Below are 14,524 nucleotides of genomic sequence, written 5' to 3' on the forward strand. Positions count from 1 at the left end.
GGTGCCACACTGTGCGTTATTGCGGTGCACGGACGGGACCCGGCGTCGGTGGTCCCGCGGGCGCGGGACGAGGAGGCGGCGCGTCCGGTACCTGGGCCGTATGCGTCGCCGGAGGGCGCGGGAAGGCCGCCCACGGGGGACGAGGGGAGAGCGATGAGCGAGATCCGCATGGGTACGGCGTCCGGGAGGTGGATCCTGCTGGCGACGGTGCTGGGCTCCGGCATGGCCGGTATCGATGCCACGGTGGTGAACGTCGCGCTGCCGACCATCGGAGCCGATCTCGGTGCCGACTTCGCCGCCCTGCAGTGGATGGTGACCGGCTACACCCTGACGCTCGCCTCCTTCATCCTGCTGGGCGGGTCCCTGGGGGACAGGTTCGGGCGGAAGCGCATCTTCGTCACCGGCGTCGTCTGGTTCGCCGTCGCCTCCCTGCTGTGCGGGCTGGCACCCGACGCCGGCCTGCTCGTCGCGGCGCGCGCCCTCCAGGGCGTGGGAGGAGCGCTGCTCACACCGGGCAGCCTTGCGATCCTCCAGGCCGGGTTCTCCGGCGAGGACCGTGCGCGGGCCATCGGTGCCTGGTCGGGCCTCGGCGGAGTGGCCACGGCCATCGGTCCCTTCCTCGGCGGCTGGCTCGTCGAGAGCGTCTCCTGGCGCTGGGTGTTCCTCCTCAACGTCCCGATCGCCGCCGTCGTCGTCTGGATCGCCGGGCGGCACGTCCCGGAGACCCGCGACGCCGATGCGACGGGGAGGCTCGACGTCGCGGGCGCGGTGCTCGGCGCCCTCGCCCTCGCCGGCACCACCTATGCGCTGATCGAGGCCCCGGCCCGGGGCTCCGGCGCTCCGGCAGTCCTGGCGGCCGCGATCCTGGGCCTCGTCGCCGCCGTGGCGTTCCTCGTCGTGGAGTGGCGTATCGCGCACCCGATGCTTCCCCTGAGGATCTTCGCGAACCGCCAGTTCAGTGCGGCGAACGCCGTCACGTTCCTCATCTACGCCGTCTTCGGCGGCATCTTCTTCCTGCTCGTCCTCCACCTCCAGGTCGTGGCGGGCTTCAGCCCGGTCGGGGCCGGGACCGCGATGCTGCCGATCACCGCCCTGATGCTCGTCCTGTCGCCCCGCGCCGGGGCGCTCGGTGCGCGGATCGGGCCGAGGATCCCCATGACGGTCGGGCCGCTGCTGTGTGCCGTGGCGCTGGTCCTCATGCCGCGGATCGGGCCGGGGGCGTCCTACCTCGCCGACGTCCTGCCGGCCGTGATCGTCCTCGGGCTGGGCCTGTCGCTCCTCGTGGCGCCCCTCACCTCGACGGCGCTGTCCGCCGTGCCGGAACGCCAGGCGGGCCTGGCCTCGGGCGTGAACAACGCCGTGGCGCGGGCGGCGGGCCTCGTCGCGATCGCCGTCCTGCCGGCTGCCGTGGGGCTGACCGGCGACGCCTACAGCGATCCGGTCGTGTTCAAGGCCGGGTTCGACGCGGCCTGCGCGATCGGGGCCGGAGTACTGGTCCTGGGCGGCGTCCTGGCCGCCGTCACCATCCGGAACCCCGCCGTGCCGGAGAGCGAGCACCCGGCGCACTGTGCGGTCGAAGGGACACCGGCCGCTCCCGGTGCCCTCCACGAGGTTCGGAGCGGAGCGCATCGGGGACGCCCGGGGACATGACGGAGCCCCGGGAGGGTGCCCGGGGCTCCGGTGGTTCAGGGCAGGCAGCGGCCTACTTGACGTCCTGCTCGTCCATGGCGCTCAGCGGGGAGCCGCCGCGGTTCGCGGGATCGTCGCTCGCGTCGACCTCGTCGTCCTCCATCATGCCGAAATCGACGTCGGCGGCGGCCACACCCAGCATGGGCTCGCCCGGGGGGATCTGCTCGTCCCCGTGCTCGAAGCGCACCTCGGACGTCTCCTCGCGGAGCGTCTGGTCGCTGAGGTAGCCTTCCTCGTCGATCGCCGCGACGCCGTTCTCGTCGCTGCCGGTCCCGGTCACGCCCGGCTCGTCCTGCAGGAGGGGATCCTCCTGCCAACGGTCCGGGTTGTTCTCCGCCGCACCCTCGTACTCGTCCGGCCGGCCGTCGAGCACGGGGTCGAAGGCCTCGGGCGCGAGCGAATCGTTGGGCGTCTCGGGCTCTTCGCCCACGATGGTCAGTTCCTCGTCGGGAAGGTTCTCGGTCATCTTCTCTGCCTTTCGTCGGTGCTGCGCATCGTTCGATCATCAGCCTACTGATGTTCCCGGTGGGGCGACAGTCGACGCCGCCGCCCCGCCGGGACCGCCGGTGCTACAGCGAATCGCGCCAGCTGTGCCGCGGCTCGTAGCCCAGGACGCGGCGCGCCCTGTCGATCGACAGGAGCGTCTCGGTGCCGGTCACCTCCCGCGTGACCTCGACGCCCGGGAACACCTCCGCCGCCAGATCGGCGCTCGCACGCGACATGACGGTGTCCGCCGCGGCGATGATGAAGCGGTCGAAGCCCGGTGCCGCGTTCTCCAGTGCCTTCGTGACGGCCTGGGCGCCGTCGCGTCCGTCGATGTACCCCCACAGGTTCCACTTGCGGGTGGTGGCATCGGCGTCGAAGGACGGGAACTCCGCGTAGTCCTCCGGGTCCATGACGTTCGAGAACCTCAGCGCCGTGATGCTCAGCCGGGGGTCCCACCGGGTCAGCTCGATGGCCAGCTGCTCCTCGAGGTGCTTGACCAGGGAGTAGGTGCTCTCGGGCCGTGCCGGGTAGTCCTCGTCCACGGGGAGGTACGGGGGCGGGGTGTCGAACGGCAGCCCGAGGACGGTCTCGCTGGACGCATAGACGATCCGCTTGATCCCGGCACGCCGGCAGGCCTGGAACACGTTGTAGGTGGCCGCCATGTTGTTGTGGAAGGTGGCCACGTCGGCCTGCAGCCCGGGAGCCGGGATGGCTCCGAGGTGCACGACGGCGTCGAACCCGCTGTGCCGGTCGTCCACGCCGAGGAGGGCGTCGACCACCTGGCCGTAGTCCCGCAGGTCGATCCGCAGGAACTCGGGGCTGCGCTCGCCGTACTGGTCGAGTTCGAGGACAGTGTGCCCTGCCCCGCGCAGGCCGCGCACCACGCTGCGGCCGAGCTTGCCGTTCGATCCGGTGACCGCGACGTTCAGCGGTGTCGCCTGGCCGGCCATCAGGCGGGCCGCTTCTCGGGGGAGACCGTCTTCGCGACGTCCGTCTCGGCCAGGTCGCCGATCGCGTCGTCGATCGCCTTCAGGACGTCGTCCTCGAGCTTGACGCCGGCGGCGGCCGCGTTGGACTCCACCTGCTCGGGGCGCGACGCCCCGATGATCGCCGAGGCGACATTGGGGTTCTGGAGCACCCAGGCGATCGCGAGCTGCGCCATGGTGAGGCCCACGCCGTCGGCGATCGGTGCGAGCTTCTGGACGCCCGTGAGGACCTCGTCGTCCATCCAGCGCTTGATCATGTCGGCCCCGCCCTTGTCGTCCGAGGCCCGCGTGCCCTGGTCGGGTTGCTGCCCCGGCTTGTACTTGCCGGTCAGCACGCCCTGTGCGACGGGCGACCAGACGATCTGGGACACCCCGAGCTCCTCCGAGGTCGGGACGACCTCGCCCTCGATGACGCGCCACAGCATGGAGTACTGCGGCTGGTTGGAGATGAGCTGGAAACCGAGGTCCCTCGCGAGCGCATGTCCGTCACGGATCTGCTGCGCCGTCCACTCGCTGACGCCGATGTAGAGGGCCTTGCCCTGGCGCACGATGTCGGCGAACGCCTGCATCGTCTCCTCGAGGGGTGTCGCATAGTCGTACCGGTGGGCCTGGTACAGGTCCACGTAGTCGGTCTGCAGGCGCTGCAGCGAGCCGTCGATCGACTCCATGATGTGCTTTCGGGACAGCCCGACGTCGTTGTGGCCCTTGGGCCCCGTAGGGCCCCACACCTTCGTGAAGATCTCGAGCGACTGGCGGCGCTCGCCCTTCAGTGCCTCGCCGAGGACGGTCTCCGCCGCCGTGTTCGCATACACGTCCGCCGTGTCGAAGGTGGTGATACCGACGTCGAGCGCCGCGCGCACACACTGTGTCGCCACGTCGTTCTCGACCTGCGAGCCGTGGGTGAGCCAGTTGCCGTAGGTGATCTCCGAGATCTTGAAGCCGCTGTTTCCGAGGTGTCTGAAGTCCATAGCGCCGATGCTAGCCATCCGGGCCGGGCGAGTACAGCAATCTCCGTTCCCCCAGGCAACCAGTGCGTCATGCAACGCGGAGGGGTAGTGCGCAGCCGCTAGACTTGAGGCCGTCCTTCGGTAGCCGCCACCAGTGAATGAGGAATATTGGTCGACTTCAGCGCTCGTTTCGCCACCGGGACGGAGCAGCAGGATTGGGATTCCCTCGTGACGGCGAACCCCGGAGGAGGCAACATGCTCTCCTCCGCCGCGTTCGCGGAGGTGAAGTCCCGCCACGGCTGGAGGCCCCGCTTCGTCGTCCTCGAAGGACCCGGCTATACGACCCACAACCTCGTCCTGGAGAAGAAGGTGCCCCTGATCGGGGCGCTGTGGTACCTGATCAAGGGCCCCGCGGTCACCGAGGCCGCCCACGTGCCCGCGGCGGCGCGCGCGGTCGCCGACCTCGCCCGCAGGGAGGGGCACCGCGTCTTCGCGATCAAGGTCGAACCGGATCTCGTGGACGGCCCGGAGGTGCGGGAGGCCCTGCGGTCGGCGGGACTCGTCAAGACCTTCAACCTGCAGCCCAACGACAGCACGGCCATCCTGGACACGACGCCGGAGGCGAACCAGTTGCTGCGCAACCTGCACTCGCGCGGGCGCAATGCGGTGCGCAGGGCCATCCGTGAGGGCGTCGAGGTCCGGCGCATGGAACCGACGGAGGAGACCTTCCGGGCCATGTATTCGCTCATGGCGCACATCGAGGACCGGTCCGCAGCCCGCATGCGCTCGTTCGAGTACTACAGCCGCTTCTGGCGGAACTTCGTGGACGCCGGACAGGGCCGCTTCTACTTCGTGTACGAGGACGGGCAGCCCTCGGTCGGCGCGTTCGTGATCAATTACGGGACGAAGGGCACGTACAAGGACGGCGGCTCCCGTCCCGGGCGGACCCAGTACGGCGATTCGCACCTCGTGCAGTGGCAGGCCATCACCGATCTCAAGGACGAGTTCGGGATCGTCGAGTACGACTTCTGCGGCACACCGCCCAGCGACCAGCTCAAGGACAAGGACCACCCGCACCACGGACTGGGACTGTTCAAGACGAGCTTCACCAAGACGGTGACGGACTTCGCCGGCTGCTACGACCTCGTGGTCAGCGGCTGGAAGTACCGTGTGTGGAACACGATCGCCGAACGTGTGGCGCGCCAGGTGTACTGGCGGCGCACGCACCAACCGTTCTACTGAGGGAGATCCTGCGGACCGCCGCGGGATCGACCCATGAAAGGCCGCTGTGAAAGACGGTTCGACCCCGGCGAAGGGCCCCTGGCCACCCGATCCATCGCCTGTGGCGGAGGCGCTGCCGGTGATCAAGCGCCCGTTCGATCCGTCGGACGACGAGAAGTCGAAGCTGGCGGCCGGCAGGGGCGGCGCCGGGAAGGGTGAGCGGCCGGAAGTGCTCCCGAAACGCCCCGCGTCGCAGCCGAGGGCCCCGCGCCAGGGCCGGCAGCGGCAGCGTCCGCCCCGGCCCACCGACGCCCTGCCGACCACCCCCCTGAGCGCCCCGTCGTCGAGCCGTCCCAACGCGGCGGCCCGCACCGTGCTCAGGCGCCTCGTGCAGGGGGAGGCGCCGCCCACCCAGGCCATGAGCATCGTCGAGCGGCTCGCCGGCAGCCCCTACGCGAACCCGATGATCCACGTCGGCGGGCCCGACGCCAGCGCCCGCAAGGCCCTCGATTTCGCCCTCAACCTGGCCGAGACCATGTTCCGCTACGGTGCGGGAGCCCTCGAGGTCGAGACCAGCATCATCGCGGTCACGGCGGCCTTCGGGCTGGACCACATCGAGGTGGACATCACCAACCAGTCGGTGGTGATCAACTACTCCGCCAAGGACCAGACGCCGACGACGGTCCTGCGCGTGGTGCGCTCGTGGACGAACAACTACGCCGGCCTCACGGCCATCCATCGGCTCGTCTCGGACATCGCCGATGGCGGGGTCTCCCGGACGGAGGCCGCCCAGCGGCTCGACGAGATCACCCACCGGCCCAAGCCCTTCCCGCGCTGGATGGTGACGGCGGCGTTCGGGATCTTCTCGGCAGCCATCGTCGCGTTCGTCGGTGGGGGCGCGCTGGGGTCGCTCGTCGGGTTCGTCAGCTGCATCCTCGTGGACCTGGTCAGCCGCAAGCTCGGTGAGTGGCGCGTGCCGGAGTTCTTCTCCGTCGCCACGTCGTCGGCGCTCGTCACCCTGATCGCGATGCTGTTCTGGTGGCTGGAGGTGCCGATCGCCCCGGCACTCGTGGTGGTGGGAGGGATCCTCCTGCTCCTGCCCACCGGCCGCCTCGTCTCGGCGACCCAGGACGCCATCAACGGTTTCCCGGTCACGGCCGCCGGACGGTTCCTGTCGGCGATCCTCGTCTTCGCGGCGCTGGTGGCGGGTATCGCCGTCGCGCTCGTCGCCGGGGCAGCTCTCGGGATCCCGGAACTCGAGGTCCTGGAATCGCCGGGGAGCCAGTACCCGTGGCCCGTGGTCGCCGTGCTCATCTTCGTCGCGGTGGCCATGATCTGCATCGCCGAGCAGACGGACGTGAGGCTCGTCATCCCCACCTCGCTCGTCGCCGTGGCCGGTTACCTCCTGCTGATCGGCGTCATGGCCGCGGGCGTCGGGTACCGGCTCGCCCCGGCCCTCGCCGCCATCCTGATCGGCGCGCTCTCGCGCGTCGTCGCCCTCCGACTCGGGGCTCCGCAGCTGGTCGTCGCCGTACCGGCGGTGCTGTTCCTGTACCCCGGGCTGACCATCTTCCGGTCGATGTACATGCTCACCATCGACTCCGGTGTGGCGAACGACGGCGCGTTCGGCCTGTTCAACGCCCTGACCATCGTCCTGGCGATCGCCGCAGGGGTCGTGCTCGGCGACAACCTGGCCCGGCCCTTCACGAGGAAGCTCAGCTCCGACGAGCGGCAGCGGAACCGTCGGCGGTAGGCTTCCCGGCGGGGTCGGCTGCCGGACCGAGCGGGCTGCGCTGACCGGGTTCGGTTGCTCGGGCCGACACTGATCGACCGACACCGATCGACCGACACTGATCGACCGGCGACTGTCAGACGCCGGTGCGGGCTGCCGAGGTGTGCGACCAGTCGATCGGGTCGGCGCCCTGCTGCGCCAGGAGCTCGTTCACGCGGCTGAACGGTCGTGAGCCGAAGAACCCGCGGGAGGCGGAGAGCGGGCTCGGGTGTACCGACTCCACGGTCGGCGTCGTGCCCAGGAGCGGCTTGAGGCGCAGGGCGTCCTTGCCCCACAGGATGGCCACGAGGGGACCGCCCCTGGCCACGAGTGCCCGGATGGCAGCGTCGGTCACCGCCTCCCACCCGAGCCCGCGGTGCGAGGCCGTCTCCCCGGCGCGGACCGTCAGGACCCGGTTGAGCAGGAGGACGCCCTGCTCCGCCCAGCCGGACAGGTCGCCCGTCGCGGGCGGCGCAGAACCCGTGTCCGAGGCGAGTTCCCGGTAGATGTTCGCCAGGCTGCGCGGGATGGGACGTGTGGCGGGGTCGACGGCGAAGCTCAGCCCGACGGCGTGCCCGACCGTCGGATACGGGTCCTGCCCCACGATGACGACCCGGACGCGGTCCAGCGGCGTGGTGAAGGCCCGCAGGATGAAGCGTGGATCGGGCAGCACCTGGCGACCCCGGTCCAGGTCGGCGCCGAGGGAGTCGGCGAGCTGGTGCAGGACCGGTTCGACGGGCTTCAGGACAGCCGCCCAATCCGGGGGCAGGAGGTCTCCGACATCGGCCGGCGCCGCGAACGGGAAGGCGGAGGCACTGGGTGAGGGGGCGGCGCCGGCCGTCGCCCGGACCCCGCGCCCGCTCGCCCGACTGCTTCGGGGGAGAGTGTCGGGAAGATCGAAGAGGGCGCCGTCGTCGTGGGTCATGGCCCCATTCTCGCGCGTCCCTCCCGGGGCCACCGGCGGAATGACACGCGTGTAATTCCCCTCTACCATGGGATGACAGTTGTGCCGGTAGAGGGAAGGCGGTGGCGCGATGGCCGAGCCGGACGGGCACGCGGACGCCCTGCCACGGCAGGATGCGAAGCCGGCCCTGGGTGACCGCGAACAGCGCATGCTCGCCCTCGAGCGCGAATGGTGGAAGTACTCCGGTGCGAAGGAGCAGGCGATCCGCGACCTGTTCAACATGTCCGCCACGCACTACTACCAGGTGCTCAACGCGCTGATCGACACCGAGGCAGCCCTCGCCCACGACCCCATGCTGGTGAAACGGCTGAGGCGCCTGAGGTCCACCCGCCAGAAGGCCCGGTCGGCCCGCCGTCTCGGCGCGGACATCTGATCCGGTCGGCCGAAGGTCATGAGCGAAGGACAACTCCATGACCGATCACCCACGGGACGAGTTCGACAGGGTCCCGGAGGCTTCCGTGCGCCAGGGGGTCCACCGCGAACGGCTCATCCCGGCAGGGTCGGGAGGCCTGGGGCTCAGGATCACGGTGGGGGTGCTCGCCCTCGTGATCGGCCTGGGCGCGTATTTCCTCCTTCCGCGGCTCGGTTTCACCGGTGGGAGCGACGGCGCTACCGCCAGCCTCTCCACCAGCACACCCGGTGCGGCCACCACGCAGGACGACGAGCCATCCGGCGACCCCTCCGAGCAGACCGGGCCCGGCGCCGCTGGACAGGGGACCGGTGAACCGGGCGTGGACGCGACGTCGACAGCAGACGCCGGTGATCCCGACCGGAACCAGACGATCAATGTCCTCAACGGCACGGGCTCTCCCGGACTCGCGTCCGTGGCGGCGGCCCGGCTGTCATCCGAGGGCTGGGTGTCGGTGCTGCCCGGTAACTGGGCGGGGGTGCAGCTGGAGACCTCGGCAGTCTTCTACGACGGCGAGGAGCAGCGTCCGGCTGCGGAAGCAGTGGCGGCCGATCTCGGCATCAGCACCCTGACGGACAGCCCAGGGATCTCGCCCTACATCTCGGTGGTGCTCGGTCCGGAGTTCCAGTAGGCGACCCGGTTCCGTAGGGGCCCGGATGCCTGCTCGTCCGCCTTCGGGCCGGGTAGCGCGAATCCCTGTGGAGTCGGCGCCGGAGTTCATGGCCCCGTCGTACGCGGGGCGGGCCGCGCTGGAGCGAGCCGGGCCGTCAGTCCTCGAGGGGACGCCGTGCGCATCGGTCCGGAACCGGCCGGACCCGACCAGGATCAGGATGCCCTCCACGAGGCCCCGGATGCCCGCCGCGATCGCGCTGAGCCCGAAGGTGAAGGACACGCGTGCGGTGGACAGGAGGACCAGGATGACGCCGATCGTCGTGTAGCCGGGGTAGAACCCGTGGATGCCGAGGGATCCGAGCAGGAGCCCCAGGACTCCGGCGATCACCCGGGACTTCTGGGGCACGTACGGCCCACCGTACTGTCCCGCGTTGTAGCCGCCCTGCATGTAGCCGGCTTGCGTCGGCGGGGACTGCGCGTAGGGTGCCTGCCCGTGGACAGCCTGACCCCTGGCCGCGCCGCCCGTGGAGTGCTGTCCAGGACGGAGGGGTTCCCGTCCCGGGCATCGGCTGCTGGTTCCTGCCTGTCGGACTGCCCTCGGGACCGGTTGCTGACGACGACACGGTGCACCCCTCTGCTCGTCGGAGGCCCGACCTATGCCGTCGACGCCCGGTGCGCCACGTCCCCCGGAGCGGTTGTTCCCGGCACTGCTGCGAGGGTCCCGGGGAGGGCCGGGCGGCTTGCACTCGCGGGGTGAGAGTGCTAATTATTGAGTTGGCACTCACGCGCGCAGACTGCTAGATCTGCGGGCGATGAGTGAAGCAGGCAAACCTCTGTGGTGGGGGTGGCGCTCGGGACGTGAAAGAGATCGTCCAGGCGCCGTCCGGCCGTCGCGGGCACCGCACACAGGCAGAGCATTCAAGTGCTTCAGATGCAACCGTCCCGAAAGGACCTAAGCCGTTATGGCCAAGATCATTTCTTTTGATGAAGAGGCCCGTCGCGGCCTCGAGCGAGGCCTCAACATCCTCGCCGATGCCGTCAAGGTAACGCTCGGCCCCCGTGGCCGTAACGTCGTGCTCGAGAAGAAGTGGGGTGCCCCCACCATCACGAACGACGGCGTGTCCATCGCCAAGGAGATCGAACTCGACGATCCGTTCGAGAAGATCGGTGCCGAGCTCGTCAAGGAGGTCGCCAAGAAGACGGACGACGTCGCAGGCGACGGCACCACCACTGCCACCGTGCTCGCCCAGGCCCTCGTCAAGGAAGGCCTGCGCAACGTCGCGGCCGGAGCCGACCCGCTGAGCCTGAAGCGCGGCATCGAGAAGGCCGTCAAGGCCGTCACCGACGAGCTGATCGCCTCCGCCAAGGAGATCGAGACGAAGGAGCAGATCGCTGCCACCGCGTCCATCTCCGCCGGTGACACGCAGATCGGTGAGCTCATCGCCGAAGCCCTCGACAAGGTGGGCAAGGAAGGCGTCATCACCGTCGAGGAGTCGAACACCTTCGGCCTCGAGCTGGAACTCACCGAAGGCATGCGCTTCGACAAGGGCTACATCTCGGGCTACTTCGTCACCGACGCCGAGCGCCAGGAGACGGTGCTCGAGGATCCCTACATCCTGATCGTCAACTCGAAGATCAGCAACGTCAAGGATCTCGTCGCCGTCCTCGAGAAGGTCATGCAGTCCGGCAAGCCGCTGCTGATCATCGCCGAGGACGTCGAAGGCGAAGCCCTCGCGACCCTCGTGGTCAACAAGATCCGTGGCACCTTCAAGTCCGTCGCCGTGAAGGCCCCGGGCTTCGGTGACCGCCGTAAGGCGCAGCTCGCCGACATCGCCATCCTCACCGGTGGCCAGGTCATCGCCGAGGAAGTGGGCCTCAAGCTCGAGACCGCCACCCTCGACCTGCTCGGCACCGCCCGCAAGGTCGTCGTGACCAAGGACGAGACCACCATCGTCGAAGGAGCCGGCGACGCCGACGCCATCGCCGGTCGCGTGGCCCAGATCCGTGCGGAGATCGAGAACTCCGATTCCGACTACGACCGCGAGAAGCTGCAGGAGCGCCTGGCCAAGCTGGCCGGCGGTGTCGCGGTCATCAAGGCCGGCGCGGCCACGGAGGTCGAGCTCAAGGAGCGCAAGCACCGTATCGAGGACGCCGTCCGCAACGCGAAGGCGGCTGTCGAGGAAGGCATCGTCGCCGGTGGCGGCGTAGCCCTCATCCAGGCCGGCGCCAAGGCGTTCGCCAACCTCGAGCTCACGGGTGACGAGGCCACGGGCGCGAACATCGTCCGCGTCGCCATCGATGCACCGCTGAAGCAGATCGCCTTCAACGCCGGCCTCGAGCCAGGCGTCGTCGTCGACAAGGTCCGCGGCCTGCCCTCGGGTCACGGCCTCAACGCGGCGACCGGCGTGTACGAGGACCTCCTCGCCGCCGGCATCAACGATCCCGTGAAGGTCACCCGTTCGGCGCTGCAGAACGCGGCGTCGATCGCGGGCCTGTTCCTCACCACCGAGGCCGTCGTGGCCGACAAGCCGGAGAAGGCAGCTCCTGCCGGCGGCGGCGACGACATGGGCGGCATGGGCGGCATGGGCGGCTTCTAGCCCCCACCGGCGCCACCCGCCGATCCAGGACGAGAAGGGCGGCACCCCCAATGGGGGTGCCCCCCTTCCGGCGTCTGCGGCCGGGACGTGGACCACAGGCGTCCTGGACTGCAGTTCCTCCCAGCAGGCGCCGCCTGCCGGTCGCCCGTGGACCAGCCGACCTCCAGGCATCAGCCCAGGAACATGCGGGCGTTGCTCAGTTCCGCGTCGGCGTACTGCTGGGTGGCGACATCGAGGGCTTCGTTGATGCCGGTGAGGGACTCCTCGACCTGCTGCTGGGTGGCACGCCACTGCAGGATCAGCTGCTGGAAATTGGTGGCGGCCTGACCCGTCCAGAGGCCCTCGAGCTCGCGCAAGCCGGCCTGCATGGAATCGACCTCCGCACGCAGCCTCGTGATGGTGCCCCGGACCTGGCTGCTCCTGGCCGCCAGGCTGTCGGTGTCGACGTTGAAGAATGCCATTGCTGTGCTCCCGTGTGCTCGCGTTTCCCTGACGCGTCCGACGCTAGGGCACGTCGAGGGGCTGTCAGCGGCCGTCCCGGTCCTTGTGGACAACGGGCTTGGCCGAGGGTGCCTGCGGAGGAGTGATGCCGTTCGAGTAGGCGTGCTCCTGGTCGATGCCCTCATCGGCGGGACGGCCGTCGTCGGCGTGGTCCTCGCCCGGCACGTACGGCAGCCGGATGGACAGCGTCGCCCCGCCGCCCGGGGTCTCCTCGAGCCGCACGGAGCCGTCGTGCTGGGCGACCAGTGCCGCGACGATGGCGAGCCCGAGTCCCGTGCCGCCCGTCTCCCGGTGACGGGACGTGTCGGCGCGGTAGAAGCGTTCGAAGACCTTGGCGGCGTCGTCCTCGGAGATCCCCGGGCCGTGGTCACGTACTTCCAGGACGGCGTCGCTGTGACCGTGCAGGACGGGTGCGACGCCGATCGCGATCTCGATCGGCGTCCCCTCGGGCGTGTAGCGGATGGCGTTGGTCAGGAGGTTGGCGACGACCTGGCGCAGGCGTGCCTCGTCGCCCCTGGTGGGCGCCGAGCGCGGGTGGCCGCCGTCGAGCCCGATGACGGTGATCGGCCTGTCCGGGGCCGTGGCCCGCGCGTCGAAGGCGGCGTCGTGGCCGAGCACCATGAGATCCACGGGCCTGACCTCGAGGGGACGCTGCTCGTCGATCCTCGCGAGGGTCAGGAGGTCCTCGACCAGCTGGCCCATGCGTACCGCTTCGCTCTCGATCCTGCCCATGGCCGCGGCGACGTCCTCCTCCTTCTGCAGGGCGCCGTGCCGGTAGAGCTCCGAATAGCCGCGGATGGTGACGAGCGGTGTCCTCAGTTCGTGCGAGGCGTCCGCCACGAAGCGCCGCATCTTCGTCTCCGATGTCGTGCGAGCGGCGAACGCGCGTTCGATGTGCGCGAGCATCGCGTTGAGCGACCGCGACAGCCGCCCGATCTCCGTGGAAGGCCGCTCGACGGCGACCCGGCGGGAGAGGTCGCCCGCAGCGATGGCGGCCGCCGTCCGTTCCACGCGGGCGAGGGGTGCGAACTGCCGGGTCACCGCGACGAAGGCGATGAGCGAGGCGAGCGCCGTGGTGATCAGGCCGGAGGTGAAGATGGTCTCGCCGGCTTCCTGCAGCGACTCGTTGACGGTGTTGAGCCGGGAGCCGATGGCGAGGTAGCCCTCCGTGTTGGCGAAACGGAAGATCCGCACGCGCCAGCCCTGGCTGTCCGCGTCCGTGCTGGCCACATCGAAGCCGTCGCCGTCGAGGTCGATGATGCGTTGCTGCGTGATGCCGTCGAGGTCGGGGATGTCCTCGGCGTCCTCGGACTGGTTCGCCACGAGCTTGGTGCCGTTCCGGTCCAGTACGGCCGCGTAGTACCGCAGGACGGCGCCGTCGGCCTGCGGCTCGGCGGAGTAGATCTCCGCAGCGACGGCCCGTGCGTTGTTCTGGAGGTCGGCGTCCACCCTGTCGATCAGGCCGTCCCGCAGGAGGGAGACCGTCGCGAGACCCGTGATGCCCACCGTGACGATCATGAGGAGCATGATGATCGCGACGAGCTGCGAGCGGAGGGACGCCGCGTTCCAGCGCTTGATCAAGGTGCTGCGCTACCGCTTGTCGGCGGTGCGGAGCAGGTATCCCACGCCGCGCTTGGTCTGGATCAGGGCTACGGCGTCGGGGTTCCGGTCGATCTTCCGGCGCAGGTAGGAGATGTAGGACTCGACGATCGAGGCGTCACCGTTGAAGTCGTATTCCCAGACGTGGTCCAGGATCTGCGCCTTGGAGAGCACGCGATTGGGATTCATCATGAGGTAGCGCAGGAGCTTGAACTCGGTGGGGGAGAGATCGATGACCTCCCCGCCGCGCCGCACCTCGTGCGCGTCGTCGTCGAGTTCCAGGTCGTCGACGCGGATCACCGCGTCGTCGTCCTCGAGCGGGTGCGTGCGGCGGAGGACGGCGCGGATGCGGGCCACCACCTCGTCGAGGCTGAAGGGCTTGGTGACGTAGTCGTCGCCGCCGACAGTGAGCCCGGTGACCTTGTCGTCGGTGTCGTCCCGGGCGGTCAGGAAGACGACAGGGAAGTGCCGGCCCGCAGCTCTCAGGCGCCGGGTGACGGTGAATCCGTCCATGTCGGGCAGCATCACGTCCAGCACGGCGAGATCGGGATTGTGCGTCTCGGCGGCGGCAAGGGCGTCACGTCCGTTGGCGGCGGCGACGACGTCGAAGCCGGCGAACCTGAGCGACGTCGACAGGAGCTCGCGGATGTTCGGTTCGTCGTCGACGACCAGGAGTTTCGCTTCGGGGGCTGTTTTCTTCACCCCACCAGTATCCGCACGTTGTCTGTGAATTGGCTGGACC

13 protein-coding genes and 1 pseudogene are annotated in these 14,524 nt (G+C 69.7%); 6 read left to right on the top strand and 8 right to left on the bottom strand.

Annotated features, from left to right (window positions below):
* The first annotated feature begins 153 nt into the window (after nucleotides 1-153).
* On the top strand, nucleotides 154-1,650 hold the full coding sequence (locus ACX80K_RS14740; RefSeq protein ID WP_459272644.1) for a DHA2 family efflux MFS transporter permease subunit: 1,497 nt from the start codon (nucleotides 154-156) through the stop codon (nucleotides 1,648-1,650).
* 52 nt (nucleotides 1,651-1,702) lie between these two features.
* On the opposite strand, the gene ACX80K_RS14745 is transcribed toward ACX80K_RS14740, so the two are convergent.
* The 3 genes from ACX80K_RS14745 to ACX80K_RS14755 form a co-directional block, all read right to left on the bottom strand.
* Nucleotides 1,703-2,155 carry a hypothetical protein gene (locus ACX80K_RS14745; protein ID WP_459272645.1) on the bottom strand — a complete coding sequence of 151 codons (453 nt, stop codon included), beginning with the start codon at nucleotides 2,153-2,155 and terminating at the stop codon, nucleotides 1,703-1,705.
* Between the two features lie 103 nt (nucleotides 2,156-2,258).
* The gene (locus ACX80K_RS14750) at nucleotides 2,259-3,104 is read right to left on the bottom strand and encodes an NAD-dependent epimerase/dehydratase family protein (protein WP_459272703.1); all 846 of its coding nucleotides are present in this window, start codon (nucleotides 3,102-3,104) and stop codon (nucleotides 2,259-2,261) included.
* Between the two features lie 20 nt (nucleotides 3,105-3,124).
* Nucleotides 3,125-4,129: an aldo/keto reductase family protein gene (locus ACX80K_RS14755; RefSeq protein ID WP_459272646.1), complete on the bottom strand. Its 1,005-nt coding sequence runs from the start codon at nucleotides 4,127-4,129 to the stop codon at nucleotides 3,125-3,127.
* Between the two features lie 147 nt (nucleotides 4,130-4,276).
* Here ACX80K_RS14755 and ACX80K_RS14760 point away from each other — a divergent pair, with 147 nt between their 5' ends.
* Nucleotides 4,277-5,350, top strand: a complete 1,074-nt coding sequence (locus ACX80K_RS14760) for a lipid II:glycine glycyltransferase FemX (RefSeq protein ID WP_459272647.1) — start codon at nucleotides 4,277-4,279, stop codon at nucleotides 5,348-5,350.
* 118 nt (nucleotides 5,351-5,468) lie between these two features.
* A complete protein-coding gene (locus ACX80K_RS14765) occupies nucleotides 5,469-7,082 on the top strand; it encodes a threonine/serine exporter family protein (RefSeq protein ID WP_459272648.1) in 1,614 nt (537 codons plus the stop codon).
* 115 nt (nucleotides 7,083-7,197) lie between these two features.
* Here ACX80K_RS14765 and ACX80K_RS14770 read toward each other — a convergent pair whose 3' ends face one another.
* Entirely contained in the window at nucleotides 7,198-8,025 is an 828-nt protein-coding gene (locus ACX80K_RS14770) for a uracil-DNA glycosylase (protein WP_459272649.1), read from the bottom strand.
* A gap of 109 nt (nucleotides 8,026-8,134) precedes the next feature.
* Between ACX80K_RS14770 and ACX80K_RS14775 the strand changes: the two genes are divergently transcribed.
* Both ACX80K_RS14775 and ACX80K_RS14780 read left to right on the top strand, forming a co-directional pair.
* Nucleotides 8,135-8,437 carry a DUF3263 domain-containing protein gene (locus ACX80K_RS14775; RefSeq protein WP_459272650.1) on the top strand — a complete coding sequence of 101 codons (303 nt, stop codon included), beginning with the start codon at nucleotides 8,135-8,137 and terminating at the stop codon, nucleotides 8,435-8,437.
* Nucleotides 8,438-8,474: 37 nt separating this feature from the next.
* Nucleotides 8,475-9,104, top strand: coding sequence for a LytR C-terminal domain-containing protein (locus ACX80K_RS14780; protein WP_459272651.1), 630 nt, complete (start codon nucleotides 8,475-8,477; stop codon nucleotides 9,102-9,104).
* A 303-nt stretch (nucleotides 9,105-9,407) separates the two neighbouring features.
* Here the strand turns inward: ACX80K_RS14780 and ACX80K_RS14785 are convergent.
* Nucleotides 9,408-9,533: pseudogene (locus ACX80K_RS14785) on the bottom strand (NINE protein); the annotation flags it as partial.
* 514 nt (nucleotides 9,534-10,047) lie between these two features.
* Between ACX80K_RS14785 and groL the strand changes: the two are divergent.
* Complete coding sequence (gene groL, locus ACX80K_RS14790) at nucleotides 10,048-11,682, top strand: chaperonin GroEL (RefSeq protein ID WP_104181014.1); 1,635 nt, start codon at nucleotides 10,048-10,050, stop codon at nucleotides 11,680-11,682.
* 170 nt (nucleotides 11,683-11,852) lie between these two features.
* Here groL and ACX80K_RS14795 read toward each other — a convergent pair whose 3' ends face one another.
* From ACX80K_RS14795 to ACX80K_RS14805, 3 genes are all read right to left on the bottom strand, one after another.
* Entirely contained in the window at nucleotides 11,853-12,143 is a 291-nt protein-coding gene (locus ACX80K_RS14795; protein ID WP_459272652.1) for a WXG100 family type VII secretion target, read from the bottom strand.
* Nucleotides 12,144-12,207: 64 nt separating this feature from the next.
* Nucleotides 12,208-13,764 (bottom strand): sensor histidine kinase, encoded by a 1,557-nt coding sequence (locus tag ACX80K_RS14800; RefSeq protein ID WP_459272653.1) that lies wholly within the window; start codon nucleotides 13,762-13,764, stop codon nucleotides 12,208-12,210.
* Nucleotides 13,765-13,773: 9 nt separating this feature from the next.
* Complete coding sequence (locus tag ACX80K_RS14805) at nucleotides 13,774-14,484, bottom strand: response regulator transcription factor (protein WP_104181012.1); 711 nt, start codon at nucleotides 14,482-14,484, stop codon at nucleotides 13,774-13,776.
* Nucleotides 14,485-14,524 lie beyond the last annotated feature (40 nt).

Source organism: Arthrobacter sorbitolis, from assembly GCF_054510995.1.